This is a genomic window from Aureimonas sp. AU20 (assembly GCF_001442755.1).
Taxonomy (GTDB): domain Bacteria; phylum Pseudomonadota; class Alphaproteobacteria; order Rhizobiales; family Rhizobiaceae; genus Aureimonas.
In genome coordinates this window covers 2,433,334-2,460,272 of the sequence record NZ_CP006367.1, presented here as the reverse complement: position 1 = coordinate 2,460,272, position 26,939 = coordinate 2,433,334, and the positions used below count along the sequence as shown (strand labels likewise).

The window sequence follows — 26,939 nt, the reverse complement described above, 5'->3', positions numbered from 1 at the left end:
TTGTTTTGGTTGGATACGAACGATGTTGACCCGCAAGCAGCATGAATTGCTCCTCTTCATTCATGATCGCCTGCAGTCGATCGGCGTTCCCCCGTCCTTCGACGAGATGAAGGAAGCGCTGGACCTGAAATCCAAATCCGGCATCCACCGGTTGATTACGGCGCTGGAGGAACGCGGCTTCATCCGCCGCCTTCCCAACCGAGCCCGTGCTCTTGAAGTCGTTCGGCTTCCCGATTCCATGGCCGGTAAAGGTCAGGTCGCCGCGTCAACTACCGCGAAGGTTTCCCAAGGCGAGACGATCGAGCGGCAGGTTTTGCCCTTTCCGGGGCGGGCTGCCACCGCGCGAAGCGGCGAGACGGCGGACGCTGCCAATGACTCGATGCCCGTTCCCGTTATGGGCCGCATCGCTGCGGGTGTTCCTATTTCCGCAATCCAGCAGAACAGCCGCTCCATCGCGCTCCCGATCGAGATGTTCGGCCAGGGCGAGCATTACGCTCTGGAGGTGAAAGGCGATTCGATGGTCGAAGCCGGCATTCTCGACGGCGACACGGTGCTGATCCAGCGGGCCGAGACGGCAACCGCCGGCGAGATCGTCGTGGCCCTCATCGACGAGGAGGAGGCTACCTTGAAGCGCTTCCGTCGTCGCGGCACTATGGTCGAGTTGGAAGCCGCCAATCCCGCCTACGAGACGCGGGTCTTGGAAGCGGGACGGGTCAAGGTGCAGGGTCGTCTCGTCGGTCTGATCCGCCGCTATCACTAGGGCGCGGCCGCGCGCCTTTCAGCTTTTTCTGGCCCGGCTTCTCGCCTCCCATTCGTTCGGGCCAAGGCGCCGAGCGATGCTGGTTCCATTCCTCGAAGGCCTGGGGAATGGACGGCTGCAGCGCCCATCCGCCTCGCTGCCTCTCCAGAGCCACCGCGCCTGTGCGCCGCAGTGTGCGGAGTGTCAGAAGTTTCGCACCTGAGCGGCAGGATTCGATGCGAGGCGCGCGGGCGACCACGGCGATATCGGCCGTGTCGCAGAGTTCTCCCAGCTTCTCCAACTGATCGGTCCAGGCAACGCGGAGCCCGGAGCGGGTCTTCGCACGGCAAATCTGCTCCTTGCATTCGAAGGTCTTTCGATCGTCCTTCGAACGGCCGAGAGGCGCCAACTGGTAGGCGCGCTTCCATTGATCGTGCACAAAGCGGTTCGGGCGTTTGCGAAGATCGATCACCCGGCCATCCTCGCCGATCACGGCAATGTCCCGAGCGTCCTCCGATATGACGAATTCGGGACGCGAGGCTGCAGGAACGAGGAGAAGGCCGAGAACCAGCGGGGCGACCGCCGCCCATCGAAAATGGCTCTGGCAAAACGAGAGCAGCAGCAGACAGACCGTGAAGCAGATGAGGCTGACGCTGCCGATCTGCCCGACGCCATAGTCTGGAAAGGCAGCGGCCAGCGCCTTTGCCATCCAGAACACGAGATCGAGCCCCCAGCCGATGGGCACAAGCGCCAAGCTTTCAAGGCCGAGCGGCATCAGGCAGACGCTCGCCAAGGCCAGCGGCATGATCCAGAACGAGAAGATCGGCGTCGCCAGGACATTGGCGAGAAGGCCGAAGGGCGCGGCCCGCTGAAAGTGGTAGATCGCATAAGGCGCCGTCGCCGCGCCGGCGATCAGAGACGACACGAACACGCCGATCACAACCAGCGCCAGCGTGCGCAAGGGCGAGAGATCGTCGCCCACCCCCTTCGACCACCGGGAATAGGCACCATATGCCCCGACCAGCGCGGCGGTGGCGGCAAACGACATCTGGAAGGTCGCGGTCATCAGTGCATGCGGCGAGATCAGCATGACCACCATGGCCGCAATCGCAACATTGCGCAGGGTCAGGGCCGGTCGATCCACCAGAACCGCGCCCAGCATGATCGCGATCATGACGAAGGATCGCTCGGTTGCGGCGTTGTCACCCGCCAGTAGGAAGTAGAACCCGGTGATGCCCAGCGCCGCGACCGCCGCGATCTTGCGCGCCTGCCAGCGCAGCGCCAGCGACGGAAAGGCGGCGATGCTTGAGCGCACCGCCAGCATGGTCATTCCCGCCACCAGCGCCATGTGAAAGCCGGAGATCGACAGGACATGGGCAAGTCCGGTCACTCGCAAGGCGGCTTCGATGTCGTCGGGAATCCCGGCGCGCTCGCCATTGATGAGCGCCGCCGCGACCGCGCCGCGCTCGTCCGGCATCACGGCGCGAATCCTATCGCCGATCAGCAGGCGCAGCTTGGCGACGTGTTCGAAAACTCCAAGCGTCCCGGGTTCCACGGAGGGGTTCGGCGGCCCGAGCGAGTAGCCGAAGGCTCCGGTGCCGTCGAAATAGGGCATGAAAGCGAAGTCATATCCACCGGGAAAGGCAGGGCCTGCCGGCGGCTGCAGGCGCACGAGGCCCTCATAGCGAGCGCCGATCGCCAGGGCCTCATGGCGGCTCGATACGAGCACGCGTACACGTTCCGGCGGCCGGCTGAGATGCGGGCGCTCCGTTGCCAGAACTTGGATCGTATAGCGATAGCGCCCGCGATCGTCCTGCTCGCGAAGCAGAACACGCCCGGAAATGCGAACCGTCGCATTTCCCGAGAGCATCACCGTGTCGGTTGTCTTTAGCTCGATCCAACTCGCGCTAAGCCCAAGGGCGAAGCCGAGCGGCAACAGGAAAGCGGATCTCACAAAGGGTCGACCGGCCCCAAAGTTTGCGCCAGCGATGCTTACGAACGCGAAGACAGGTCCCAGCCAGCCCGGAGGCCGCCAGCCCGAGCCGAAGACGAGAGCGATTGCGATCATCATTCCGATAGGAAGCCACGCGAAGGCCGATCGCAGATCCCGTTCGCGCTGTACCTGCCGGGAAAGCCAGAGCCGCAACGGCCCAATCGGATCGACGCGTGGGATGGACGATGAATCGCCGGCGGCTCCGTCCGGCAGAACGTCCGTGGTCACCTGCGATGCCGGCACGTGCGCCCCGCCTTGAGTCCTCTCGATCCTATGTTACACACCCGGCCATCCATGCGCAGCCCGACCGGAGGCGCGCATTCAAACTGAGAGGGCTTGCGATCTCCGTCGCGCCCGGTTTTCAAAGGCACCGAGATGACCGATCGCGTGGTGACACGTTTCGCGCCCTCGCCCACGGGCTTCCTCCACATCGGCGGAGCCCGCACGGCCTTGTTCAACTGGCTCTACGCCCGGCGCATGGGCGGGCAGATGCTGCTACGCATTGAGGACACCGATCGGGAGCGCTCGACCGACGCGGCCGTAAGCGCGATCATCGAAGGGCTGGACTGGCTCGGGCTGAAGGCTGACGGCGAGCCGATCTCGCAGTTCGCTCGGGCGGCGCGCCACCGCGAAGTGGCCGAAGCGCTCGTCGCGGCCGGTAAGGCCTATTATTGCTATGCCTCTCCGGCCGAGCTGGACGAGATGCGCGAGACGGCCAAGGCCGAGAAGCGCCCGCCCCGCTACGATGGTCGCTGGCGCGACCGAGATCCGTCCGAGGCGCCGGCCGGCGTCAAGCCGGTCATCCGCATCAAGGCGCCTTTAGACGGCGAGACCGTGGTGCGCGATCAGGTTCAGGGCGACGTCCGCTTTCCCAACAAGGATCTCGACGATTTCATCCTGCTGCGCTCGGACGGCACTCCGACCTACATGCATGCGGTCGTCGTGGACGACCACGACATGGGCGTCACGCACATCATTCGCGGCGACGACCATCTGACCAATGCCGGCCGCCAGACCTTGATCTATCAGGCCATGGGCTGGGACGTTCCGGTCATGGCCCATATTCCGCTGATCCACGGCGCGGACGGGGCCAAGCTTTCCAAGCGTCACGGCGCGCTGGGCGTCGATGCCTATCGCGGCATGGGCTACCTTCCGAAGGCGCTCCTGAACTATCTCGTGCGTCTCGGCTGGAGCCATGGCGACGACGAGGTCATGTCGATCGAAAATATGACGGCGTGGTTCGACATCACGGACATCAACAAGGGCGCGGCGCGGTTCGATTTCGCCAAGCTCGACGCCATCAACGGCCATTGGATTCGCGGGTCTTCCGACACGGATTTGGTCGAGACGCTAATGGTTGAGCGCGCGCATCTGCCCAATGGGCACATCCTGCGCCAGGATGACGACGCGACGGTTCGCCGCCAGCTGTCGGCTGCCATGGCGGGCCTGAAGGAGCGCGCCAAGACGCTGGTGGAGCTGACGGAAAGCGCCGCCTATCTCTTCGCTCGCAGGCCGCTCACACTGGACGAGAAGGCCGCCGATATTCTGGCCAAGGATGGACGAGACATTCTGAGCGGGCTTCTTCCAGTTCTGGAGGGCTCGGGCGACTGGAGCGTCGGATCGCTGGAAACGGCGATCAAAGCCCATGCCGAATCCGTTGGGCTGAAGCTCGGCAAGGTCGCGCAGCCGCTGCGTGCCGCTCTGACCGGCAAGTCCACCTCGCCTGGCGTCTATGACGTGCTGGCGGTCTTGGGCCGAGACGAATCGCTGCAGCGGCTCAAGGACCAGGCGTCCGTTTAACGGGTTGAGATTCCGGACGGTGCGGGCGCGGGGTTGATGTCTGTGCCCGCGCGCCCTTGGAAACCAAGAATCCGGCTTGGAGGAGGCTTGTAGGCCCTGCACTGGGGTAGCTTGAGTGAGTGTTGCGGCGCAAAATTGTTCTGCGCCGAAAACTTGTTCCTTAACCCCCTTTCCGATACGCATTCGCTCGAAGCTGGCGTTTGGCCCAAGAACGGCCGTTGGCGCCCGGGCTCACGCAGAAGGGGTAACGCATGAATCAATCGGCGAAACTGGCCCTTGGAGACAAGAGCGCGGAGCTGACGCTCCGATCAGGAACCATCGGACCCGATGTGGTCGACATCGCGTCGCTCTACAAGAACACCGGTCTCTTCACCTACGATCCGGGCTTCACATCGACCGCGTCCTGCGAGTCGAAGATCACCTATATCGACGGTGACGAGGGCGTTCTTCTGCATCGCGGCTATCCTATCGATCAGCTTGCGGAGCGCGGCGACTTTCTCGAAACCTGCTACCTCCTGCTCTACGGCGAACTTCCGACCGCGAGCGAGAAGGCGGACTTCGTCTACCACGTGACGCGCCACACGATGGTGCACGAGCAGATGTCCCGCTTCTACACGGGCTTCCGGCGCGACGCCCATCCGATGGCCGTCATGGTCGGCTCTGTCGGCGCCCTCTCCGCCTTCTATCACGACTCCACCGACATCACCGATCCGCACCAGCGCATGGTGGCGTCGATCCGCATGATCGCCAAGACGCCGACCCTGGCGGCGATGGCCTACAAGTATCACATCGGTCAGCCTTTCGTTTACCCGCGCAACGATCTCTCCTACGCGGAAAACTTCCTGCATATGTGCTTCGCAGTTCCCTGCGAGCCCTACCAAATCAACCCCGTGCTGGCGCGGGCGATGGATCGGATCTTCATCCTCCACGCCGATCACGAGCAGAACGCTTCGACCTCGACGGTTCGCCTTGCCGGCTCGTCGGGCGCCAATCCCTTTGCCTGCATCGCGGCCGGCATCGCCTGCCTATGGGGCCCTGCCCATGGCGGCGCCAACGAAGCGGCGCTCAACATGCTGTCGGAAATCGGCAGCAAGGACCGGATTCCCGAGTTCGTGGCGCGCGCCAAGGATAAGAACGATCCGTTCCGCCTCATGGGCTTCGGCCACCGGGTCTACAAGAACTACGACCCGCGCGCCAAGATCATGCAGCAGACCTGCCACGAGGTCCTGAACGAGCTCGGCATCAAGGACGATCCGCTGCTCGAAGTCGCGATGGAGCTGGAGCACATCGCTCTGAACGATGAGTATTTCATCGAGAAGAAGCTCTATCCCAATGTGGACTTCTACTCCGGCATCACGCTGAAGGCGCTCGGCTTCCCCACCACGATGTTCACCGTTCTGTTCGCGGTCGCGCGCACGGTCGGTTGGATCGCGCAGTGGAAGGAAATGATCGAGGATCCGCATCAGCGCATCGGTCGCCCTCGCCAGCTTTATACCGGCGCACCGCAGCGCGACTACATCTCGGTCAGCGATCGCTGATCCGACAAGCTGAAACGAAAACAGGCGCCTCGGGCGCCTGTTTTTTTATGGTCTGCCGGATCGCTCGATCTCACGAACGATGAGATCCGCAATCGCCTCCCCGGGCGGGCGGTCGACCCGCATGGCCTGTCGGATATCCTCCATACCTTTCAGCTGAGCCGCGCGTTCGGGCGTCTCATGCATCAGGCGATCGAGCCTGAGCGCCAAAGCCTCCGGGCGAACGAACTCATGAAAATGTTCTGGCACGAGCGGATGGCCGGCGATGAAATTGGGCAAAGCAGCCGTCCAACCCGTCACCATGTGGCGCAGCGCGTAGGATACGGGGTCGAGCCGATAGGCCAGGGCCATGGGAACGCCGGCGAGCGCGAGCTCCAGCGACACGGTTCCGCTCGCTGCAAGGGCGGCGTCAGCGGACGCGAAGGCCGCCCATTTCGCGTCGTCGCCTTCCAGCACCTCTGGCTTAACGCTCCAGCTTTCCAGCTTGGACTCGATCAGAGAGCGCACGCGGCGCACCGCTGGCAAACTCGCTCTCAGGCCAGGAATGCCCTGATGAAGCAGTGCGTAGGTGCGGCCGAAATCGTCCATCAGCCGCTCGATTTCGCCCCGTCGCGAGCCCGGCAAGATGACCAGATGCGGCGGACGACCGGGAGGCCTCATGCCCGTTTCGGCCTCGCGATCCAGAATGGCGCGCAGGCGCGGATCGCTCAGGAGCGGATGGCCGACATAGGTCGCAGGCGGACCGCCATGTTCTTCCAGAAAACGCGGCTCGAAGGGAAACAGGCTGGCGGAATGATCGACAGCTTGGCGAAGGGTTTCGGCCCGCTTGGGCTTGTAGGCCCAGATCGCGGGCGGCACGACATTGACGATGCGCGCGTCCGGCCAGCGCTGGCGAACCTTGAGTGCGACCCGATTGGTGAAGGTGAAGCTGTCGATCGTGACGATCGCATCCGGCCGTTCCTCCAAGAGAAAATCCACCGTCTGCCGCAGCCGACCGAGGAGCTTCGGCAATCGCGAAAGAATTGCCCCGACGCCGATGATCGACAATTCCTCGATGTCGAAAAGGCTGGTGAGCCCTTCCCGTTTCAGCGCATCGCCTCCGAGGCCGATGAACTGGATGCTGGGGCCGAACCGATCACGCAGAGCACGGGCCACCTCGCCCGCAATCCGATCGGCCGACTCTTCCCCCAGGACGAAGGCGATCTTCATGACGGATCTTCTCCCAGTGCAGTCTCGATGCCGAGAACAAACAAACCAGCCGCCTCGGCTTCTTCCGCAACCCGCTGCGGTTCGATGACGAGGGATCGGTTCGCGCTCATGGCGATCCCGGCAAGCCCTGCTTCCTGCGCTTGGCGGATCGTCTCCGTGCCGATGCTGGGCAGGTCGAAGCGGGCGTCCTGCTGCGGCTTGAACGCCTTGAACAACACACAAGGCTCCGACGCACCGATGCGCCCTCGCCCGCGAAGATCGGCGACGCGTAGCAGCATCTCCTTCGTGCCTTCGATTCCTTCGAGGGCAATCACACGATCGGCCGAAGCGACGACGGCTTGGCCGATGTCCAGAAGACCAAGCCGCGTTGCCGCGCGCTGGGCCCGATGGATCGCTTCATGATGGCGCTCACTCAAAGGGCGATTGGTGAGGTTGCCGGCGGGAAGCAGCAGTGTTGGAGAAATGGCCTGGACGCTGACGACTTCGAAGCCCCTTCGCTCGAACGTTCCGGCGACGGCTCGGATCAGGCTGTCGTCCCCACCCCGCGTCATTCGAAGGATTTCGGGGAGCATCCGAAGCGTTTGCAGGCTCGGCAAGATCGAGCGATAGTCCGGGCGAACGGAGATCGTTCCGGAGAAGACGAGCTTCGACACGCCTCGACGTCGTAGATGGGCAAAGACGTTGCCGGTCTGCCCCCAGGTGAGCGAGACCGATTCCCATTCGTCCCAGGACGCGTCGCGCCCATCCGCGATCGCGACGATGAACGGGCGCCAGCCCAGACGCTCCGCTTCGTGAGCGATAATCGCTGGCAGGGTCCCGCCTCCGGCAATGATGCCGAGGCGTTCCCCGGGCCGCATGGGCGTCAGCGCTGCGTTTGCGCTCACACCGGACGCGTGCTGCGAGGGAAGCAAAGCGCCCGGTCCCCGCCCGAGCGGATGAAGCCGAGGAGATCCTGCACCAACGGGTCTTCCGGATACTCGGTTTCGACCTCCTCGAGATTTTCGCGGAAGGTCAGATCGTCAGAGAAGAGCATCCGATAGGCCTTGCGGACGTTTCGAATGGCTTCGCGGCCGAAGCCGGCGCGCTTCATGCCGATGACGTTGAGACCAGACAGATAGGCGCGATTGCCGAGAACCATGCCGAAGGGAATGACGTCGCCTTCGACTGCGGCCAAACCGCCGACATAGGCGTGGTGGCCGACGCGGGTGAACTGGTGGATGCCGGACCCGCCGGCGATCGTCGCGTAGTCGCCGACGACGCAATGGCCGGCCAGCATGACATTGTTGATCAGCGTCACGTTCGAGCCGACCAGACAATCATGCGCGACATGCGAGCCCGTGAAAAACGCGCAGTTGTCGCCCACCGTGGTCTCGCTTCGCCCCTGTACCGTGCCAGGATTAAGCGTGACATGCTCTCGGATCAGGCAATTGGCGCCAATCACCAGGCGGGTGTCTTCGCCTTGGTATTTCAGGTGCTGCGGATCGTGCCCCACCGAAGCGAAGGGATAGATTTTCGCGCCCGGACCAATCCGCGTGTTACCCCAAAGGGCGACATGGGACCGGAGTGTCGATCCCGCACCCAGAACGACCTGCGGCCCGATGTGACAGAAGGGCCCGATCTGGCATCCTTCGCCGATCGTTGCGCCATCCTCGATGACGGTGGTCGGATGAATCCGCGTCTCGCCCGCCATGGATCAGTTGCTGCCTTCGGGAACGAGCATGGCGCTGATCGTGGCTTCCGCCACTTTCTGCTCGTCCACGATCGCCAGACAGTCGAACTTCCAGATATTGCCGCGCTTCTTCGTCTGCGTGACGTGATATTCCAAGCGGTCGCCCGGCACGACCGGCTTGCGGAACTTCGCATTGTCGATGGTCATGAAATAGACGATCGAATTGGCATTTCCGCCCGTCGCCAACTGGCAGATCGCGCCAGCCGTCTGCGCCATGCCCTCGATGATGAGAACGCCCGGCATGACGGGATAGTGGGGAAAATGACCCTGGAAATGCGGCTCGCTCGCCGTCACGTTCTTGATGCCGATCGCCTTTCGATCGCCGTCGATCTCAATGATCCGATCCACCAGCAGAAACGGATAGCGATGCGGCAAAAGCTGCATAATCTTCAGGATATCGACGCTTTCGAGCGTCGTTGCGGCCTCAACCGTCGTCACGTTCGTCTCCCCGGCCTGACTGACCAATTCGTCTGAGCACGGCCATCTCGCGGATCCACTCGCGCACGGGACGCGCGGGCGTGCCACCCCAGCGCGCACCGGCTGGCACATCGTTCGCCACCACGCTGACGGCGGCGATCTGAGCGCCGTCACCGATATGAACGTGACCGTTGATACCGGTTTGGCCGCCGATCGCGACGCCGTCACCCATCGTGACGCTGCCGGCGATGCCGACCTGTCCGACGATGACGCAGTTGCGGCCGATTACCACGTTGTGGGCGACCTGCACGAGATTGTCGATCTTGGTGTTTTCGCCGATCACCGTATCGCGCACGGCGCCGCGATCGATCGCCGAGTTGGCACCGACCTCCACCCGGTCCTGAATGATGACGCGGCCCACCTGCACCATCTTTTCCAAGCCGGTCGCGCCGGGTGCGTAGCCGAATCCATCCTGTCCGACCCGAACGCCGGGATGCAGGATAACCTTGTTGCCTATCAGCGCATGCTGAACGGAAACATGGGGGCCGATATAGCTGTCGCGCCCGATCTGGCAGCCCGCCGAGATCACCGCGCCCGAGGCCACGATCGTTCCCGATCCAATCGCCACGCCCGGCCCGATCGAGGCAAAGGGCTCCACCGTCGCTCCCGGCTCGATGGATGCGGACGAATGGATCGAGGCCAGTGGCGAGATGCTGCCGAACTCGGCTGAAGAGATGGGCTGGACGGCTTGTGGGAACAGGGCCCGGCCGATCTGCCCGAACGCCGATTGCGGATGGCGCACGATCAGAACGGACAAGGCGTCCTGGACCAACCCGGCATGCCGCCGTGACGTCACCACGAGACCGGCGCGAGATAGTTTGAGATCGTCGCTATAGGTCGGGCTGTCGAACAGAGCGACATCCTGCGGGCCGGCGTCCTTCAGTGCAGCCAATCCATCGACGCGAATCGCACCGGCAGAAGGGGCGCGAAGCTCGCCGCCACACAAAGATGCCAGCGCGGCGAGGGTCTGACCCTCGCCGCGCTGGAAAAACGATGATGACATCATAAGGCGGCTGGATCCTCGCCGTTAAAAGCGCGACGAGAAGCCGAACGAGAATTCTTGCGTCTTGTCGTAATCTTCCTTCGCCAGCGGTGCCGCGTAGTTCACACGCAGCGGACCGAACGGCGATGCCCAGATCAGACCGACACCGGCGGAGGCACGGATGGCGAATTCTTCACCCTGAATGCCGGCCTGGTTCCCGACATTGTCGAGACCCCAAAGCGAGCCGGCATCGGCGAAGGCTGCGCCACGGAAGCCGAGATCGCGCGAGATCAGCGGCAGCGGGAACGTCACTTCGGCCGTCGCATTCGCGTAGTTCGTGCCGCCGATCGCGACGCCGTTCTGACGCGGGCCGATGCCCTGATACTTGAAGCCGCGAACGATGTCTTGGCCTTTGAAGAAGTTGTCGAAGACACGCAGGTCGTCGCCAAGCGCAGTCACGTTACCGGCGCCACCGCTGACCTGGCCGATCACGTCGTACTCTTCCGACAGCAGGCTGAAGAAGGACGCGCGACCCGTTGTGCGTAGGAACTTGGCGTCGCCGCCAAGACCCGCCACTTCCTGGCCGACCTGAGCGAAGATGCCGTCACGCGGGTCGCGCTGGTTGTCCAGCGTGTTGTAGGTCAGCGCATAGGAGACCGACGAGGTCGAATACGGGCTATCGCAGATCGCGCGGTTGATGATCGGCGAAAGCGTGTAGAGCGGCCCGACCGGCGTGTTGGCGCAGGTGCTGTAGAAGGGCTGACCGTTGACGAAGATCGGAAGGCCGTCCGCCCCGTAGGTCAGAACGCCCTTGTCGTCGCCGAACGTCTCTTCCTTGTAGTTGTAAGCCACCTGCGCGGTGAGGTTCTCGGTGATCGGCGCCGCCAAGCGCAGCGATCCACCCGTCCGCTGGATATCGTAGGCCGTCGAGGAAGAGTTCTCGGTCCGGTAGAGATCGAAACCGGCCGCCAGACGCCGACCCAGGAAATAGGGTTCGGTGAACGAAAGGTTGTAGTTGCGCGTGTTCTCGCCGAAACCGGCGGACACCTTCACGAACTGACCGCGACCCAGGAAGTTGCGCTCGGTAATGCCGACTTCCGCCACCGGACCGGAGCTTTCGCCGCCCGTCGTGTAGCCGCCGCCGACCGAGAACTCGCCGGTCGACTGCTCGTCCACCTGAACGACGAGAACGACGCGATCGGGCTGCGTGCCGGGAGCGGTGGAGACGTTGACGGTCTTGAAGAAGCGCAACGCCTCAAGACGCTTCTTGGCACGCTGCACCAGCACCTGATTGAACGCGTCGCCTTCGGACACGTCGAATTCGCGACGGATGACATAGTCGCGCGTCTTGGTGTTGCCGCGAATTTCGATGCGCTCGACATAGGCCCGAGGGCCCTGGTCGATTACGTAGTCGATCGAGATCGTGTTGTTGGCGAAGTCGCGATTGCCGCGCGGCGTGACCTGCGCGAAAGCATAGCCCTGGTTCGCGACGGCGTTGGTCAGGCTGACCAGCGTATTCTCGACCTGCTCGGCGCTGTAGGTCTCGCCCGGACGCGTCTTCAGATCACGCTGGAGGGCCTGCGCGTCGATACCGGGAACGGTCGAGTCGATGTTGACCGCGCCATAAGTGTAGCGCTCGCCTTCATCGACTGTGATCGTAATGAAATACTTGTTCTGCGTCGGCTCGAGCTCGGCTACCGACGACACGATGCGGAAGTCGGCGAAGCCACGGTTGAAGTAGAAGCGGCGGAGCGCTTCCTCGTCGGCCCGCAGTCGGTCTTCGTCGTAGATGTCGTTGCGCTGAAGGAAGCTGAAGAGCCCCGATTCACGCAGCGAGATGACTTCCTTCAGACGAGAGTCACCGAAGGCGTTGTTGCCGACGATGTTGATGCTCTCGATCTGCGTGCGATTGCCTTCCTGAATGTCGAACACGACATTCACGCGGTTGCCCTCAGCCGGCAAAGTGCGCACGGAAACGGTCGCGTCCGAACGGCCGATCCGCACGTAGGCCGCCTTGATCGCCTCGACATCCGCCTGAGCGGTGGAAGCGTTGTAGGGCGCGCGCGTCGCGGTCTGCACCGTCGAAGCCAGCTGCTCGTTCTTGATCTTGCTGTTGCCCTGGAAGACAACCTCGCCCACGATCTGGTTCTCGGACACGTCGACGATCAGCACGCCGCCCTGCTGGCGCGCACGGACATCCGAGAAAAGACCCGTCGAGAAGAGCTTCGTTACCGCCGCGTCGACATCGGCATCCGTCGCATTGCGACCGGGCTTGATGTCGATCAGGTTCCGAACCGTCTCGGCGTCGACGCGCTGGTTGCCCCGCACCTCGACGCGATTGACGACTGCCGCACCAGCTTCGGACAGGGTCACAAGACCCATAGTAACGGCTGAAGCTGCGAGCACTGTAGACGAAAGAGCTGCTGCAGACAGTGCGCTCAGTAGCTTCGAACCAGCCGCCATGGCCACTCACCTTTTTTCATTTCGCCGACAACGCCGAAACCGAACGTCGGCAGGCCGTGCGTTTGTATCGGCTTTGCAGACGCATTCAACCAAACTGGACCGATTCCCTTTAGGAATCGGAAAAGCGTTGCTCGCCCGCCACGCGGGCGACCGGTTTGGTGAACGAGTTGCTAACCCCCAATAAGTCCCCGTCCGATTCTCAAGTCAGGCTCGAGAGATCGTTCCAGAATGCGAATACCATAAGCAGCATCACGAGAGCGAGGCCAATCCGGAAACCGAATTCCTGAACACGCTCGCTCAGCGGCCGCCCCCGCACCGCTTCGCAGGCGTAGAACAGCAGATGCCCCCCATCGAGCATCGGAATCGGCAAAAGATTCAGGAGGCCGATCGAGATCGAAAGTAAGGCTGCGAGGTTCAGAAGCGGCGCAAAGCCGAGCGTGGCAACCTGGCTGGACACCTGTGCGATCTTGATCGGACCGCCGATCTGGTCCGATCCCTGGCTACCGCCGAAGATGCCGCCGATGAAGGCGACTGTCCGTTCGGTCACGAACCATGTCTGCGACACACCATATTTGAGCGCAGCGATCGGGCTGAGGTCCTCGCGATGGAAGCCTGCCTGCTCGCTATTGGCCACGATGCCAATCACCGGCACCTGAAAATTATTCCCGAATCCATCGGTCTGGTTCTGCAGCTTGGGCGTGACGCTGACCGAGCGGGTTTCGCCGTTCCGCTGAAGCTCGACGGAAATCGGCGTGTCGGCTCGTGTCGAAACATAGCGCTGTAGATCGCTGAAGTAGCGTATGCGCGACCCGTCCGCCGCCACGATCCGGTCGCCCGGAAGAATGCCAGCTTCGGCCGCCGGCGAATTCGGGCGCACTTCTGAGACGATGGGATCGCCCACGATGATGCCGCTCGCATAGGCCGTCCCGGCGAAGATCGCGATGGCCAAAATGAAGTTCGCGATGGGTCCCGCCGCGACGGTCGCGGCGCGCTTGCCAACGCTGGCGCTTTGAAAAGCCCGCGCGCGATCCTCTGGACTGGCGGCTTGAAGCGCCGCTTCGCTCGGCACGCTGGCCGCGTTCTCGTCCCCGAAGAACTTCACATAGCCGCCGAGTGGTATGGCGCAGAGCTTCCAGCGCGTGCCGTGACGATCGGTGAAACCTAGAAGTTCCGGTCCAAAGCCGACGGAAAAGGCCATGATCTTGATGCCGGACCACCGTCCGACGAGATAATGGCCGAGTTCGTGGAAGAAGACGATCACAGTGAGAACGAAGAGGAACGGCACGATCTTGATCAGAGCCGTGTTCCAGATCGCGTCCGGCAAGCTCATGAGATCCATTGGGGCGCCTTTATCGTAAGGAGGACGCGCCGGCTCTAGCATCGAGCCAACCGGTCCGCCGACAATCCGTCATCATTTTTACGTCAAAAATCGAAAATAGCACGCGCCGGGTGCTCGAGGCCCGATCCAAGAAGGCCGACGAAAAGCAGCACCCCCGTCGCGATGATGAGCGCGTCGATCCGGTCCATCAGACCGCCATGACCGGGGATCAGGCGGCCCGAATCCTTCACGCCGAAACGGCGCTTGATCCAGGATTCGAAGAGATCCCCTGCCTGCCCGACGACCGAAAGAATCCCGGAAACGACGATCACCAGAGCCGTCACGTCCCCGATCAGCCAATATTCGAAGGCCGACCCGAACAGGATGCCGGCCAACAGACCTCCAAGCGCTCCAGAAACGGTTTTCTTCGGTGATACCATCGGCATAAGCTTCGGTCCGCCAAAAGTGCGACCGAAGAAATAGGCGAATATATCCGTCGCCCAGACGACGCAGATCACGAGGCCTAGCGCTCCCAAGCCCTCCGTGCCGCTGTCACGAAGAATGCCAGGGGCCATGCCGGCGGCGGCGGCATAGACAAGCCCGCCCATCACCCAGTCCGCCTTGCGCTCGCCTCGGTCCACCACTGCTATAAAGGCCGTGGCCGCGCCGACGATGGTCAGCGCCCAGCCGTGAAAGCCGAAAAAGAAGGCGGCAAGGCCGACGTAAAGAGCGCGGCGCGCGAAGATGTAGATGTCGCCCGCACGCTTGGCGCGCGTCATGCGCGCCCATTCGTCGAAGACGATGACCGACGCCGCACAGCACAGAAGCCGGAAAGCGACGCCGCCGATGACGGTGATTAGCAGGACGGCGATGCCGAGGATCACGGCCGAAATGAGCCGTGACCTCAGGTCGGTCCAGGATTGGGTCGCCGCGAGACGTCCGAGCCCGAGCCCCATGCGTCAGGAAGCAATTTCGCGCGAGACGCCGCCGAAACGGCGGTCCCTCATCGCGAAGTCCTGAACGGCGGCGGTGAAGGCCGCGCGGTCGAAATCGGGCCACAGGCAGGGCAGGAAGGCGAACTCGGAGTAGGCGGCCTGCCACAGGAGGAAGTTGCTCAAGCGCAGCTCGCCGCTCGTTCGAATGATCAGGTCCGGGTCGGGAATGCCTGCCGTATCGAGATGCTGGTCCACGACGTCCGGCGAGATGGATTCCGCCGTCAACTCGCCCGTCCCCAGTTTCACGGCGATGCGGCGCATCGCGCGGGCCATCTCATCCCTCGCCCCATAGTTGAAGGCGATGATCAGCGTATTGCGATCGTTGCCGATCGTCAGTGTCTCCGCTTCTTCCAAAAGCCCCCGGATGTCGCGCGGCAAGTTCTCGCGTTCGCCAATGACCCGCACCCGGACACCTTCGCGGTGGAGTTCGGCCAGATCGCGCCGGATAAAGAACTTGAGAAGGCGCAGCAGTTCGCCCACCTCCTCCACCGGCCGCTTCCAGTTCTCCGAGGAGAAAGCGAAGAGCGTGAGGTAGCGGATTCCGAGCTCCCGGGCCGTACGAACGGCCTCGCGAACGGCTTCCACACCTCGCCGGTGCCCCAAGGTGCGCGGCAGACCGCGCGCCTTCGCCCAGCGCCCATTGCCATCCATGATGATGGCGACGTGTTCGGGCTGACGCACCTGTTCCACCGCGTTCTCCGCCTTTCCGCTTGTGACCCTGAATTGGAGAAAGACTAGACCTGCATGATTTCGGCTTCCTTGACGGAAAGCGACTTATCAATCTCGGTGATCGTCTCGTCGGTCATTTTCTGGATTCGATCTGCCATGACGCGGCTGTCGTCCTGGCTCACGTCACCGTCTTTTTCTGCCTTTTTCAAGGTCTCCATCCCATCCCGGCGCACGTGGCGAGCGGCTACACGGGCGCTCTCGGCATAGGTGTGGGCGACCTTGGCAAGTTCCTTGCGGCGCTGCTCGTTCAGCTCCGGCAGGGGGATGCGAAGGGTCGAACCGTCGGTGATGGGGTTGAGGCCGAGACTGCTCTCGCGGATCGCACGCTCCACGGCGCCGACCATTCCCTTGTCCCACACGGACACGGCAACCATGCGCGGCTCGGGCACCGTAACGTTGGCGACCTGATTGAGCGGCATCTGCGAGCCGTAGGCGGAGACCACGATCGGGTCCAGGAGGTTGGCTGAGGCCCGGCCTGTGCGCAGGCCTGCAAGGTCTCCCCGGAAGGAGGTCACCGCGCCATCCATGCGACGCTTCAGTTCGTTCAGATCCGGACCGGCCATGAAAATTCCTCTAAAAGTTCGTGCTGAGTTGAGTCAGTCGGAAACGATGGTCGAGCGGCCGCCGCCCGACAGGATTCGACCGAACTCGCCCTGCTCGTGGATCGAGAACACCACGATGGGAATATGGTTCTCGCGTGCCAGGGCCACGGCGGTCACGTCCATGACCGCCAGACCCTTGTTCAGCACCTCGTCATGCGTCAGCTGATCGAAGCGCGTCGCATCGGGAACGAGCTTGGGATCGGCGGAATAGATGCCGTCGACCTGCGTGCCCTTGAAGAGCGCATGGGCGCCCATCTCGGCGGCGCGCAGCGCGGCGGCCGAATCCGTCGTGAAGAACGGGTTGCCGGTGCCACCGGCGAAGATGACGACGCGTCCGCGATCGGCATGGGCCAACGCCGCGCGCTGGGAGAAGCTTTCGCAGATTTCCGGCATGGCGATCGCCGAAAGAACGATCGCGTCTATGCCGAGCTTGGTCAGCGAGGTGCGAAGCGCCAGCGCGTTGATGACGGTAGCCAGCATGCCCATGTGATCGCCGGTCACGCGATCGCCGCCCTTGGAGGCCACGGCGACGCCGCGAAAGATATTGCCGCCGCCGATCACCACGGAGATCTCGACGCCGAGGTCGCGCGCTTCGCGAATGTCGCCGGCGATGCGATCGGCCACGGCAACGTCGATGCCGAAGCCTTGCCTCCCCATCAGCGCCTCGCCCGAAACCTTCAGAAGAACGCGCTTGAAACGGACGGTCATGCAAGTTTCCCGATTTTGGTGCCGGCCTGCGATACAGGAAGGGCGCCCGCTTCTCAAGCGGACGCCCCGAATATAGCTCCGACGAACGATAAGTCGTTCGGGCTTATTTCTTGCCGGCAGCCGCCGCGACTTCGGCCGCGAAGTCGCTCTGCTCGCGCTCGATGCCTTCGCCGAGAGCGAAGCGGACGAAACCGGTGATCTTGGCCGGTGCGCCCGCTTCCTTCGCGGCGGCCTCGAGCGCCTTCTCGACCGTGAGGTCGGGATTGATGACGAAGGCCTGCTTGGTCAGCACGACTTCCTCGTAGAACTTGCGCAGGCGGCCTTCGACCATCTTCTCGATGATGTTGTCCGGCTTGCCCGACTGGCGGGCCTGTTCGGAGAACACGGCCTTTTCGCGCTCGACCGTTGCCGGATCGATCTCGGTCTCGGTCAGCGAGAGCGGGCTCGTGGCCGCAACGTGCATGGCCACCTGACGGCCGAAGGCGCCGAGAATGGCCTTGTCGCCGTCCGACTCGATCGCGACGAGAACGCCCATCTTGCCCAGGCCTTCGGCGACCTGATTGTGGACATAGGTCGCGACGATGCCGTTTGACACGGTCAGCTGAACGGAGCGACGCAGGCTCATATTCTCGCCGATCGTGGCGATCGCGTCCTTGATCGTGTCCGAAACCGGCTTGCCGCTGGCGGGATAGGTCACGGCGGCGACCGCGTCGATCGAGCCATCCGTGGTGAGCGCGACGTTGGCGATGTCACGAACGAGCGTCTGGAAGGCCTCGTTGCGAGCGACGAAGTCGGTCTCAGAGTTGACCTCGACGACGACGGCCTTGTTCTCGCCGGCGGCGACGCCGACCAGACCCTCGGCAGCCGTGCGGCCCGACTTCTTGTCGGCCTTGGCGATACCCTTGGCGCGAAGCCAGTCGATCGCGGCCTCCATGTCGCCATTGGTCTCGGCCAGCGCGGTCTTGCAGTCCATCATACCCGCGCCGGTCTTCTCGCGCAGGTCCTTCACCATCGAAGCGGAGATCGTCATGAATTGGCCTCTGTCTTAAAAAATTGGCGCACCGAACCTTTGAGGAAGGGTGCGCCGTTAGGGTCGGCGACGCTGCGGCGCCGCCGGCATGCTAGGTTGCGAGCGATCAGGCCGCGGCGGACGCTTCGGTCTCGTCCGTCGCTTCGCCTTCGAGCGCGGGCTCGATCGGAGCCTCTTCCATCGCGCCGATGTCCACGCCCATCGAGCCCTGCTGGCGCGCGATGCCGTCGACGGCGGCGCGGGCGATCAGGTCGCAATAGAGGGTGATGGCGCGCGCGGCGTCGTCATTGCCCGGGATCGGGTAATCGATGCGCGAGGGATCGCAGTTCGAATCGACCACGGCGACGACCGGAATGCCGAGGCGCTTGGCCTCTTCGATCGCGATCGACTCCTTGTTGGTGTCAATGATAAAGATCATGTCCGGCACGCCGCCCATGTCCTTGATGCCGCCCAAAGCGCGGTCGAGCTTGTCGCGCTCGCGCTGCAGGTTGAGACGCTCCTTCTTGGTGAAGCCCTGGGCCTCACCCGACAGGAGCTCGTCGAGCTTGCGAAGACGCTGGATCGAGTTCGAGATCGTCTTCCAGTTCGTCAGCATGCCGCCGAGCCAGCGGGCGTTGACGTAATACTGGGCCGAGCGGTTCGCCGCGTCGGCGATGATCTCGGACGCCTGGCGCTTGGTGCCGACGAAGAGCACGCGACCGCCGCGCGAGACCGTGTCGGACACGGACTGCAGCGCCTTGTGCAGAAGCGGAACCGTCTGCGCGAGGTCGATGATGTGGATGTTGTTGCGCGCACCGAAGATGTAGGGCGCCATCTTCGGGTTCCAGCGATGGGTCTGGTGTCCGAAGTGGACGCCAGCTTCGAGGAGCTGACGCATGGAATAGTCAGGCAGAGCCATTAGAATGTCCTTTGACCGGTTGAACCTCCACGGACAGAAGCAGATCAGGCGACCTGCCACCGGCGAGAACCAAAGGGATTCGAAATCCCGGATCCTCATAATCCGTGTGTGGAATAGGCGGGCGCATACACCATCCCGCCAACTGGAGCAAGATAGGAGGGATCGACGCCCTTCGCCAGAGGGCGCCTCAAAACCCGCTTAGGGACGCTTGCCGCACTCGTCCGGCAGCAGCTCCAGATGCGACAGGCGACCCTTTAGCGTATAGGCGCCGAAGTTCATCTTCAGCTCGTCCGACACGCCGTTCTCATACAGGCGATACCGGGTTTCGAAGATCGGCAAACCGTCCCGGTCGCTGTCGCTGTTGTAATAGGACTCGACGATCATCCAGGAGCGAATCCCTTCGAGCCGCTTTTCGATCGAGTCCACCGTGCGCTCGGTCGGCTTGGCACTCGTCGGCGCGATGATCACGGTGGTGGTCAGGTCCTTCTCGGCCTCGTTGTCGCCATCGAAGAGACGGGTTTCGAAGATGCGCTGGCCGGCCTTGGCTTGCTCGATGATCTCGGCCGTGTGGTTCAGCGGAAAGGCGGCCTTTTCGATCTCGGTTTGGCGGACGACGGGCAGTTCGTAGTCGATGCGCGTCTTCTCGCCCTCGGTCACGGCCTTGCCCTTCACCGCTTCCTGCGGCGCGCCGTCGATCGTCGTGCGCGTTTCGAACTCGAAGCGGCGCCCGTCCCGCGATTCTTTGGACAGCGTATGCTGATCGGTCACGGTCAGCTCTGTGTCCTCCTGAAACCGGACCACGAAGCGATAGTCGAGGCTCATCGCCTCGCAGGTGTCGTTCTTGAGTTGCAGCGCGATCCGCCCCTCTGCGCCGTTGACCCCTGAGCCGGGCTGATCGAGCGTCAGGTCATAGACGGCTTCCTGCGGCACGAGGCTCGCGGCTTCGGCGCAAGCGACGCCCAGCGTTGAAAGCAAGGCGCAAAAGGCCAGATGACGAAGCCGCATGATGATCCAACTTTCCCTGTGATCGCCCGGGCCACTCTCGAAGGCCGAGGCAAAACCTGCTAGCGGTCGCTCGACCAGTTAACCCACGAGGATTCGCATGAGCAGCACGATCAGCAGCCGCTTGGCCGACGCCGGTATCCAGTTGCCCCAGGCGGCCGCCCCGGCGGCCAATTATGTGCCTTGGGTCCGCTTTGGCAACCTGCTCCAGACCTCAGGCCAGTTGCCGCTGGCCGATGGCAAGATCGCGGTGTCGGGAAAGCTCGGCGGCGGCGTGGCGCTGGAGGACGGCCAGCTTGCGGCGCGCCATTGCGCCATCAACATCCTGGCGCAGGCCCAGGCCGCGTTGGGCGATCTGGAGACGATCGGCCGCCTCCTGAAGCTTACCGTCTTCGTGGCCAGCGAGGTGGGCTTCACGGAGCAGCATAAGGTGGCCAACGGTGCATCCGACTTCCTCGTGCAGATCCTGGGCGATCGCGGTCGTCATGCCCGTTCGGCCGTGGGCGTTCCCTCGCTGCCGATGGATGCGGCGGTCGAGATCGAAGCTTTGTTCGAGATCGCCTGATCGTAGGCCCCTCCATGAACACTGACTGGCTCAAGGATCGCCCGATCGCCCATCGCGGTCTTCATGACGGCAATCAGACGGTTTTCGAAAACTCGATGTCGGCCTTCCAAGCCGCCATCGACGGTGGCTTTGCCATCGAGTGCGACGTTCACCTCTCCTCAGACAAGGTACCGGTCGTGTTTCACGACAGCCATCTCGGGCGCATGACAGGGCGCGACGCCTTGCTGCGAGAGTTTTCGACCGCGGAGCTCTCCACGCTGCGGTTCGGCTCCTCCAGCGATACGATCCCGACCTTGGCCGACCTTCTGCGTCTCGTGGATGGCCGCGTTCCTCTCGTGGTGGAACTCAAGGGCGAGAGCGAGGCAGAGGACCAAGGCTTCGCGGAAGCCGTGGCGGCTGTCGCATCAGGCTATGAAGGTCCGCTGGCCTTCATGTCCTTCGACGCTTGGCTGCTTCACCAGACGGATGCTTTCGGCGGCGCCTACCCGATCGGCCTGACGGCTGAGGGAACCAGGCCGGACGTTCTGACCGAGCACCGCGCGCTTTTCGAGCGGCGCTGCGACTTCACGTCCTATAACGTTCATCATCTTCCGAACGCATTCGTGGAATGGGTTCGAAGTGAGCGCGGCGCGCCCGTCATCAGTTGGACGATCCGCACTCCGGCCGAGGCGCAAAAGAGTGAGCTTCACGCGGATCAGATCACGTTCGAGGGGTTCACGCCAGCGCGCTGACCTTTCTCACCGAGGAGGTCGACATGGACGATTGTGATCAGGAACCATCCACCACCCCCGGCGAACTGACGCTCCGGGTGGTGGAGAGCGTTTCGGATGTCGAACCAGCCTTGTGGGATGGATTGGCGCTGGTCGATCCCGCCCATTCGCTGAACCCCTTCCTCAGCCACGCCTTCCTCGAATGCCTCGAGGCGTCCAAAAGCGTCGGGCGCAAGGCCGGCTGGCTGCCGCAGCATCTGATCCTGTCGGATGAAACCGGACGGACTGTCGCCGTCGCCCCCGGCTATCTCAAAAGCCATAGCCAGGGCGAATACGTGTTCGACCAAGGCTGGGCGGATGCGTTCGAGCGCGCGGGCGGTCGCTATTATCCCAAGCTCCAACTGTCGGTGCCGTTCACGCCGGTCACCGGCCCTCGCCTTCTGGTCGGCGCCGGATCGGACGCCGAGGTTCTGCGCCATGCGCTGGGCCAAGCCGTGAAAGGCTATGTCAAGGCCACGGGCGTCTCGTCGGCGCACGCGACGTTCCTGACGCAGCCCGACCTCGCCGCATTATCGGACGGCGAGTTCCTGCATCGCACCGATCAGCAGTTCCACTTCATCAATCGGGGCTATGCCGACTACGAGGCCTTTCTCGAAACGCTGGCGTCCCGCAAGCGCAAAGGGCTGCGCAAGGAGCGGCGCGATGCCTTGGCGAACGGCATCACGATCGAGCGGCTGACCGGCGCAACACTGACGGAAGCTGCCTGGGACGCGTTTTTCGGCTTCTACATGGACACGGGCAGTCGCAAATGGGGGCGCCCTTATCTCAACCGCGCCTTCTTTTCGCTACTGGGCGAACGCCTCGGTGACAAGGTTCTGCTCGTCATGGCGAAGCGAGAGGGCCGCTACATCGCCGGGGCGCTCAACCTCGTAGGGTCCGGGCGCGTCTACGGCCGTTACTGGGGATGCGTCGAAGACCACCCCTTCCTGCATTTCGAGGTCTGCTACCACCAAGCGATCGACTATGCGATCGAGAACGGGCTGGAGGTGGTGGAGGCCGGTGCGCAGGGCGAACACAAGCTCGCGCGTGGCTATGAGCCGGTTACGACCCATTCCGCCCACTACATTCAGCATCCCGGCCTTCGCCATGCCGTCGAGGATTATCTCGAACGCGAGCGCCGCGATGTCGAGCGGATGCACGATATCCTCTCCGACCACACGCCCTTTCGTAAGTCTGATGGAATGGAGCTTGATCCCTCCTAGACCTGCCCTGCCCGTCGCCTATGATCGGCCCATCGGCATTCAGGATTCGGGCCTCTGATGACTCAGTACGACGACACGAACATCTTCGCGAAAATCCTGCGTGGGGAGGTTCCCAGCACCAAGATCTTCGAGACTGACCAGCTCGTCGCGATCATGGACGTCATGCCCCAGTCCAAGGGCCATTGCCTCGTGATCCCCAAGACCCCCTCTCGAAATCTGCTCGATGCCGACGACGTGGTTCTGCAGGAGGTCATAGTCGCGACGGCGCGGCTCGCACGTGCGGCGAAGCAGGCGTTCGAAGCCGACGGGGTGTCGGTGATGCAGTTCAACGAGGCGGCGGGCGGACAGAGCGTCTTCCACCTTCATGTCCACGTTATCCCGCGTTTCGAAGGCGTGGCGCTGCGCCCGCATGGCAGTTCGGGCATGGCGGACCCGGCCGTTCTGGCCGAACAAGCCGAACAGATCCGGCAACACCTCGTTTAGGCGCTATAGAAGTCCCATCGCCCAGGGAACGCCGAGGAGAATGATCTCGGCCACGAGGATCGCGACCAGCGTTTGGCGGCCGAGCCAAAGATAGGCGCAGAAGCCGCCGGCCAGCGCCGCGATCCGAATCCAATCCGGGATCGTGGCCAGCGATCCGCCGGGAAACAGGAGCAGGCGCCCGATCACGGCGGCGACCAGACCCGTCGCGATGGCGCGGGCAGCAACGATCAGGGTCGACTTCTCGTCGATCCGACCCGACGACAGGACACCGAGCCAGCGCCAGACATCCGTCGGTAGCCAGCCTGCCAGAAGGATGAACAGGAACGGCCACCAGGGCGCGACAAGCGCCCTGTAGCTGGTATCGAGCCAGCTCATGCCCGCCGCCCCTCCGCCAATCGTCCGACAAGCAGCGACGCGAGGCCGGCAGTTATTCCAGCGATAAGGATGTCGAAATCGGGCGCCAGCCAATTGGCCGGCACGATCGCCGCCATGCCGAGAAACAGCGCCAGCCGTCCGGTGAGGTCGCCCGCCGAGCCATAAAGCGAGGTGAGGAAATAGACCGGCGTGAGAAAGGCCAGCGCGCCTGTGACTAGCGCCGGCAACTGGCCCATGAGATTGAAGGCGAAGGCGACGACCAGCGTGTTGACGACGGTCAGCGTCACGCCAAAACCCGCGAAATAGGCCGTGCGATAGCGCCGTGGCACCGTGGGGAAGCGCTCGCGCGCCACGACCCAGGCGGTGACGGCGACGAAATGCGACAGGACGAGGAGCGTGCGCTTGCGCGTGCCCTCGGCCCGCATCTCCGGCACCAGCGCGATCACCATCGGCATCAGACGCAGCGAAGACAGCCCGATGGCGACGGCCGCGGCCGCGAGCGACAGGCCAGCGGTGATGGCGCCGAGCAGAATGAGATTGGCCGGTAGGGCCCAGATGGTGAAGACCATGAAGGAGGCCTCGAACCAGCTGATGCCGGCGTCGCGCGCCAGACCCGCGAAGCCCAGATGCGCGGTGACGAGAATCAACGCTGGCGCGGACAGGATCTGCCCCATGCCCTTGCGGACCCAGAAGCGCGTTTCCTCGACCGTCAGGACGTCCGAGCCATCCATGGCATACCCCGAAGTTTCGACTCGACGGGCAGCCCAAACAAAAAGGCCGCCCTTTAAGGCGGCCTTTCCTTAACCGATCAATTCAGCTTGCGGGGAACTTTCGGGACCGTTCCCGCCCGCTTTCCGCCGCGAGGAGCAGGCTCCTCTGGCGCCTGCTCGGCCTCGGCCTCCGCGGTCGAGAGTTCCGCGTCCTCGTCCTCTTCGAGGAATTCGTCCTCGTCATCCTCTTCGATCACGTCCTCGCCGTTGGGCCCCACCTTGGCGCGGCGCATGCGCGCCTCGCCGGGCTTGCGCGGCTTGGTGAAGCTCTCGTCGGCGATCGCTTCGAGGTGCAGCTTCTTGGCGCCGGTCTCGTCGGTTACGACCGTGACTTTGACCGTACCGCCACGCTTGAGCTTCCCGAACAGGACTTCGTCCGCCAGTGGCTTCTTGACGTGTTCCTGGATGACCCGGCCGAGCGGCCGGGCCCCCATATGCTCGTCGTAGCCCTTTTCCGCCAGCCAGGCGATGGCTTCCTGCGTGAGTTCGAAGGTCACGCCGCGCTCGGAGAGCTGGGCTTCCAACTGCATGACGAACTTCTGCACGACCTCGTGAATCACCGGGGTCGGCAGGGCACCGAACGGAATGATCGCATCCAGACGGTTGCGGAACTCCGGCGTGAACAGGCGGTTGATGGCCTCCGCTTCGTCGCCCGTGCGCCGGCTGGAGCCGAAGCCGATCGCCGCCTTCTGTGCTTCCGAAGCGCCGGCATTGGTCGTCATGATGAGGATCACATTGCGGAAGTCGATCTTCTTGCCGTTGTGATCGGTGAGCTTGCCGTGATCCATGACCTGCAACAGAATGTTGAACAGGTCGGGATGGGCCTTCTCAATTTCGTCGAGCAGAAGCACGCAATGCGGATGCTGGTCCACACCGTCGGTCAGCAGGCCGCCCTGGTCGAAGCCGACATAGCCCGGAGGGGCGCCGATCAGCCGCGAGACCGTGTGGCGTTCCATATATTCCGACATGTCGAAGCGCAGAAGCTCGATACCGAGCGCCGACGCCAGCTGCTTGGCGACTTCCGTCTTGCCGACGCCCGTCGGACCCGAGAACAGGTAGGAGCCGATCGGCTTCTCCGGTTCGCGAAGCCCGGCGCGGGCCAGCTTGATTGCGGTCGTCAGGTTCTCGATCGCCGCGTCCTGACCGTAGACGACGCGCTTCAGCTGCTCGTTGAGGTTGGACAGAACCTCCTCGTCATCCTTCGACACGGACTTCGGCGGGATGCGCGCCATGGTCGCGACGGTTGCCTCGATCTCCTTGACGCCGATGCTCTTCTTCCGCTTCGGCTCGGGTAGGAGCATCTGCGACGCGCCCGTCTCGTCGATCACGTCGATCGCCTTGTCGGGGAGTTTGCGATCGTTGATGTAGCGCGCCGAAAGCTCGACCGCAGAGCGGATCGCGTCGTTCGAGAATTTCACATGGTGGAACTCTTCGAAATACGGCTTGAGGCCCTTGAGGATCGAGATCGCGTCTTCGACCGTCGGTTCCGCCACGTCGATCTTCTGGAAGCGGCGCACAAGCGCACGGTCCTTCTCGAAGAACTGGCGGTATTCCTTATAGGTCGTCGAGCCGATGCAGCGGATCGCGCCGGACGAGAGAGCGGGTTTCAGGAGGTTGGAAGCGTCCATCGCGCCGCCGGACGTGGCGCCGGCACCGATCACAGTGTGGATCTCGTCGATGAAGAGAACCGCGCCGGGATACTCCTCGAGTTCCTTGACGACCTGCTTCAGCCGCTCCTCGAAGTCGCCGCGATAGCGCGTACCAGCGAGCAGCGTGCCCATGTCGAGGGAGAAGATCGTGGCGTCCGCCAGAACCTCCGGCACGTCGCCTTCGACGATGCGCTTGGCCAAGCCTTCGGCGATCGCCGTCTTGCCGACGCCGGGATCGCCGACATAGAGCGGGTTGTTCTTGGACCGGCGGCAGAGGACCTGAATGGTCCGGCTGATCTCGCTGGCGCGGCCGATCAACGGGTCGATGCGACCCGTCTTGGCCTTCTCGTTCAAATTGACGCAATAGGCGGTCAGGGCATCCTGCGCCGTCTTGCGACGCCCTTCGTCCTCGTTCCCCATGACCGACTGCTCGTCCTCCGTTCCGCGAACCGTGCGGCCTTCCGAGGCCCCAGGCCGCTTGGAAATTCCATGAGAAATGAAATTCACGGCATCGTAACGCGTCATCTCCTGCTCCTGCAGGAAGAAGGCGGCATGGCTTTCCCGTTCGGCGAAGATGGCGACGAGCACGTTGGCCCCCGTCACTTCGTCGCGCCCGGATGATTGGACATGGATCACCGCGCGCTGGATCACGCGATGGAAACCGGCGGTCGGCTTGGAGTCGTCGTCGCTGCCGCTGACGAGATTGGCCAATTCCGTGTCGATATATTCGACGAGCGATCCGCGCAGCGCGTCGAGATCGACGCTGCAGCCGCGCATGACGTTGGCCGCGTCCTTATCGTCCAGCAGAGCCAGGAGGAGATGTTCGAGAGTTGCGAATTCCTGATGGCGTTCGTTGGCGTAGGTCAGCGCCTGGTGCAGCGACTTTTCGAGGCTTTGAGAAAATGTCGGCAAGCTT

25 protein-coding genes are annotated in these 26,939 nt (G+C 63.3%); 7 read left to right on the top strand and 18 right to left on the bottom strand.

Annotated features, from left to right (window positions below):
• Positions 1 to 22: 22 nt before the first annotated feature.
• Positions 23 to 760, top strand: a complete 738-nt coding sequence (gene lexA / locus M673_RS10935) for a transcriptional repressor LexA (protein ID WP_061976096.1) — start codon at positions 23 to 25, stop codon at positions 758 to 760.
• Here lexA and M673_RS10930 read toward each other — a convergent pair.
• Positions 714 to 2,807, bottom strand: a complete 2,094-nt coding sequence (locus M673_RS10930) for a ComEC/Rec2 family competence protein (RefSeq protein WP_244493171.1) — start codon at positions 2,805 to 2,807, stop codon at positions 714 to 716. The genes lexA and M673_RS10930 overlap by 47 nt on opposite strands.
• 300 nt (positions 2,808 to 3,107) lie before the next feature.
• Between M673_RS10930 and gltX the strand changes: the two genes are divergently transcribed.
• Both gltX and gltA read left to right on the top strand, forming a co-directional pair.
• Positions 3,108 to 4,532, top strand: coding sequence for a glutamate--tRNA ligase (gene gltX / locus M673_RS10925; protein WP_061976094.1), 1,425 nt, complete (start codon positions 3,108 to 3,110; stop codon positions 4,530 to 4,532).
• Positions 4,533 to 4,783: 251 nt separating this feature from the next.
• On the top strand, positions 4,784 to 6,070 hold the full coding sequence (gltA, locus tag M673_RS10920; protein ID WP_061976093.1) for a citrate synthase: 1,287 nt from the start codon (positions 4,784 to 4,786) through the stop codon (positions 6,068 to 6,070).
• A 45-nt stretch (positions 6,071 to 6,115) separates the two neighbouring features.
• Here gltA and lpxB read toward each other — a convergent pair whose 3' ends face one another.
• From lpxB to M673_RS10850, 14 genes are all read right to left on the bottom strand, one after another.
• On the bottom strand, positions 6,116 to 7,276 hold the full coding sequence (gene lpxB, locus M673_RS10915) for a lipid-A-disaccharide synthase (RefSeq protein ID WP_061976092.1): 1,161 nt from the start codon (positions 7,274 to 7,276) through the stop codon (positions 6,116 to 6,118).
• Positions 7,273 to 8,133, bottom strand: coding sequence for an LpxI family protein (locus M673_RS10910; protein WP_061976091.1), 861 nt, complete (start codon positions 8,131 to 8,133; stop codon positions 7,273 to 7,275). Before M673_RS10910 ends, lpxB begins: the two co-directional genes overlap by 4 nt.
• A gap of 23 nt (positions 8,134 to 8,156) precedes the next feature.
• Positions 8,157 to 8,966 (bottom strand): acyl-ACP--UDP-N-acetylglucosamine O-acyltransferase, encoded by an 810-nt coding sequence (gene lpxA / locus M673_RS10905; protein WP_061976090.1) that lies wholly within the window; start codon positions 8,964 to 8,966, stop codon positions 8,157 to 8,159.
• Between the two features lie 3 nt (positions 8,967 to 8,969).
• Positions 8,970 to 9,443: a 3-hydroxyacyl-ACP dehydratase FabZ gene (fabZ, locus tag M673_RS10900; protein WP_082639354.1), complete on the bottom strand. Its 474-nt coding sequence runs from the start codon at positions 9,441 to 9,443 to the stop codon at positions 8,970 to 8,972.
• A complete protein-coding gene (gene lpxD, locus M673_RS10895) occupies positions 9,430 to 10,485 on the bottom strand; it encodes a UDP-3-O-(3-hydroxymyristoyl)glucosamine N-acyltransferase (RefSeq protein WP_306302816.1) in 1,056 nt (351 codons plus the stop codon). Before lpxD ends, fabZ begins: the two co-directional genes overlap by 14 nt.
• Before the next feature lie 24 nt (positions 10,486 to 10,509).
• Positions 10,510 to 12,927 carry an outer membrane protein assembly factor BamA gene (bamA, locus tag M673_RS10890; protein WP_061976088.1) on the bottom strand — a complete coding sequence of 806 codons (2,418 nt, stop codon included), beginning with the start codon at positions 12,925 to 12,927 and terminating at the stop codon, positions 10,510 to 10,512.
• Positions 12,928 to 13,126: 199 nt separating this feature from the next.
• The gene (rseP, locus tag M673_RS10885) at positions 13,127 to 14,266 is read right to left on the bottom strand and encodes an RIP metalloprotease RseP (RefSeq protein WP_082639351.1); all 1,140 of its coding nucleotides are present in this window, start codon (positions 14,264 to 14,266) and stop codon (positions 13,127 to 13,129) included.
• An 83-nt stretch (positions 14,267 to 14,349) separates the two neighbouring features.
• Positions 14,350 to 15,201: a phosphatidate cytidylyltransferase gene (locus M673_RS10880; RefSeq protein WP_061976087.1), complete on the bottom strand. Its 852-nt coding sequence runs from the start codon at positions 15,199 to 15,201 to the stop codon at positions 14,350 to 14,352.
• A 3-nt stretch (positions 15,202 to 15,204) separates the two neighbouring features.
• Positions 15,205 to 15,891 carry an isoprenyl transferase gene (locus tag M673_RS10875; RefSeq protein WP_061977792.1) on the bottom strand — a complete coding sequence of 229 codons (687 nt, stop codon included), beginning with the start codon at positions 15,889 to 15,891 and terminating at the stop codon, positions 15,205 to 15,207.
• A gap of 83 nt (positions 15,892 to 15,974) precedes the next feature.
• Complete coding sequence (gene frr, locus M673_RS10870; RefSeq protein ID WP_061976086.1) at positions 15,975 to 16,532, bottom strand: ribosome recycling factor; 558 nt, start codon at positions 16,530 to 16,532, stop codon at positions 15,975 to 15,977.
• A 33-nt stretch (positions 16,533 to 16,565) separates the two neighbouring features.
• A complete protein-coding gene (gene pyrH, locus M673_RS10865) occupies positions 16,566 to 17,279 on the bottom strand; it encodes a UMP kinase (protein ID WP_061976085.1) in 714 nt (237 codons plus the stop codon).
• A 103-nt stretch (positions 17,280 to 17,382) separates the two neighbouring features.
• Positions 17,383 to 18,309: a translation elongation factor Ts gene (tsf, locus tag M673_RS10860; protein WP_061976084.1), complete on the bottom strand. Its 927-nt coding sequence runs from the start codon at positions 18,307 to 18,309 to the stop codon at positions 17,383 to 17,385.
• A 106-nt stretch (positions 18,310 to 18,415) separates the two neighbouring features.
• Positions 18,416 to 19,207: a 30S ribosomal protein S2 gene (gene rpsB, locus M673_RS10855; RefSeq protein WP_061976083.1), complete on the bottom strand. Its 792-nt coding sequence runs from the start codon at positions 19,205 to 19,207 to the stop codon at positions 18,416 to 18,418.
• Between the two features lie 198 nt (positions 19,208 to 19,405).
• Positions 19,406 to 20,212 carry an EipB family protein gene (locus tag M673_RS10850; RefSeq protein ID WP_061976082.1) on the bottom strand — a complete coding sequence of 269 codons (807 nt, stop codon included), beginning with the start codon at positions 20,210 to 20,212 and terminating at the stop codon, positions 19,406 to 19,408.
• A gap of 97 nt (positions 20,213 to 20,309) precedes the next feature.
• Here M673_RS10850 and M673_RS10845 point away from each other — a divergent pair, with 97 nt between their 5' ends.
• From M673_RS10845 to M673_RS10830, 4 genes are read left to right on the top strand one after another with little or no spacing between them, the layout of a single operon-like run.
• Complete coding sequence (locus M673_RS10845; RefSeq protein ID WP_061976081.1) at positions 20,310 to 20,774, top strand: RidA family protein; 465 nt, start codon at positions 20,310 to 20,312, stop codon at positions 20,772 to 20,774.
• Between the two features lie 14 nt (positions 20,775 to 20,788).
• A complete protein-coding gene (locus M673_RS10840; RefSeq protein ID WP_061976080.1) occupies positions 20,789 to 21,505 on the top strand; it encodes a glycerophosphodiester phosphodiesterase family protein in 717 nt (238 codons plus the stop codon).
• 23 nt (positions 21,506 to 21,528) lie between these two features.
• Positions 21,529 to 22,746 carry a GNAT family N-acetyltransferase gene (locus M673_RS10835; protein WP_061976079.1) on the top strand — a complete coding sequence of 406 codons (1,218 nt, stop codon included), beginning with the start codon at positions 21,529 to 21,531 and terminating at the stop codon, positions 22,744 to 22,746.
• A gap of 54 nt (positions 22,747 to 22,800) precedes the next feature.
• Positions 22,801 to 23,229 (top strand): HIT family protein, encoded by a 429-nt coding sequence (locus tag M673_RS10830; protein WP_187301331.1) that lies wholly within the window; start codon positions 22,801 to 22,803, stop codon positions 23,227 to 23,229.
• Positions 23,230 to 23,232: 3 nt separating this feature from the next.
• Here M673_RS10830 and M673_RS10825 read toward each other — a convergent pair whose 3' ends face one another.
• From M673_RS10825 to clpA, 3 genes are all read right to left on the bottom strand, one after another.
• Positions 23,233 to 23,604, bottom strand: coding sequence for an AzlD domain-containing protein (locus M673_RS10825; protein WP_061976077.1), 372 nt, complete (start codon positions 23,602 to 23,604; stop codon positions 23,233 to 23,235).
• Positions 23,601 to 24,335, bottom strand: a complete 735-nt coding sequence (locus M673_RS10820; RefSeq protein WP_061976076.1) for an AzlC family ABC transporter permease — start codon at positions 24,333 to 24,335, stop codon at positions 23,601 to 23,603. Before M673_RS10820 ends, M673_RS10825 begins: the two co-directional genes overlap by 4 nt.
• 77 nt (positions 24,336 to 24,412) lie before the next feature.
• Positions 24,413 to 26,935, bottom strand: a complete 2,523-nt coding sequence (gene clpA / locus M673_RS10815; protein WP_061976075.1) for an ATP-dependent Clp protease ATP-binding subunit ClpA — start codon at positions 26,933 to 26,935, stop codon at positions 24,413 to 24,415.
• Between the last annotated feature and the right edge of the window lie 4 nt (positions 26,936 to 26,939).

Bases quoted from the DNA above. Each gene is read 5' to 3' on its own strand.
- lexA (WP_061976096.1), top strand. From the start codon at position 23: ATGTTGACCCGCAAGCAGCATGAATTGCTCCTCTTCATTCATGATCGC.
- M673_RS10930 (WP_244493171.1), bottom strand. From the start codon at position 2,807: ATGATCGCAATCGCTCTCGTCTTCGGCTCGGGCTGGCGGCCTCCGGGC.
- gltX (WP_061976094.1), top strand. From the start codon at position 3,108: ATGACCGATCGCGTGGTGACACGTTTCGCGCCCTCGCCCACGGGCTTC.
- gltA (WP_061976093.1), top strand. From the start codon at position 4,784: ATGAATCAATCGGCGAAACTGGCCCTTGGAGACAAGAGCGCGGAGCTG.
- lpxB (WP_061976092.1), bottom strand. From the start codon at position 7,276: ATGAAGATCGCCTTCGTCCTGGGGGAAGAGTCGGCCGATCGGATTGCG.
- M673_RS10910 (WP_061976091.1), bottom strand. From the start codon at position 8,133: ATGCGGCCCGGGGAACGCCTCGGCATCATTGCCGGAGGCGGGACCCTG.
- lpxA (WP_061976090.1), bottom strand. From the start codon at position 8,966: ATGGCGGGCGAGACGCGGATTCATCCGACCACCGTCATCGAGGATGGC.
- lpxD (WP_306302816.1), bottom strand. From the start codon at position 10,485: ATGTCATCATCGTTTTTCCAGCGCGGCGAGGGTCAGACCCTCGCCGCG.
- bamA (WP_061976088.1), bottom strand. From the start codon at position 12,927: ATGGCGGCTGGTTCGAAGCTACTGAGCGCACTGTCTGCAGCAGCTCTT.
- rseP (WP_082639351.1), bottom strand. From the start codon at position 14,266: ATGGATCTCATGAGCTTGCCGGACGCGATCTGGAACACGGCTCTGATC.
- M673_RS10880 (WP_061976087.1), bottom strand. From the start codon at position 15,201: ATGGGGCTCGGGCTCGGACGTCTCGCGGCGACCCAATCCTGGACCGAC.
- M673_RS10875 (WP_061977792.1), bottom strand. From the start codon at position 15,891: ATGGATGGCAATGGGCGCTGGGCGAAGGCGCGCGGTCTGCCGCGCACC.
- frr (WP_061976086.1), bottom strand. From the start codon at position 16,532: ATGGCCGGTCCGGATCTGAACGAACTGAAGCGTCGCATGGATGGCGCG.
- pyrH (WP_061976085.1), bottom strand. From the start codon at position 17,279: ATGACCGTCCGTTTCAAGCGCGTTCTTCTGAAGGTTTCGGGCGAGGCG.
- tsf (WP_061976084.1), bottom strand. From the start codon at position 18,309: ATGACGATCTCCGCTTCGATGGTGAAGGACCTGCGCGAGAAGACCGGC.
- rpsB (WP_061976083.1), bottom strand. From the start codon at position 19,207: ATGGCTCTGCCTGACTATTCCATGCGTCAGCTCCTCGAAGCTGGCGTC.
- M673_RS10850 (WP_061976082.1), bottom strand. From the start codon at position 20,212: ATGCGGCTTCGTCATCTGGCCTTTTGCGCCTTGCTTTCAACGCTGGGC.
- M673_RS10845 (WP_061976081.1), top strand. From the start codon at position 20,310: ATGAGCAGCACGATCAGCAGCCGCTTGGCCGACGCCGGTATCCAGTTG.
- M673_RS10840 (WP_061976080.1), top strand. From the start codon at position 20,789: ATGAACACTGACTGGCTCAAGGATCGCCCGATCGCCCATCGCGGTCTT.
- M673_RS10835 (WP_061976079.1), top strand. From the start codon at position 21,529: ATGGACGATTGTGATCAGGAACCATCCACCACCCCCGGCGAACTGACG.
- M673_RS10825 (WP_061976077.1), bottom strand. From the start codon at position 23,604: ATGAGCTGGCTCGATACCAGCTACAGGGCGCTTGTCGCGCCCTGGTGG.
- M673_RS10820 (WP_061976076.1), bottom strand. From the start codon at position 24,335: ATGGATGGCTCGGACGTCCTGACGGTCGAGGAAACGCGCTTCTGGGTC.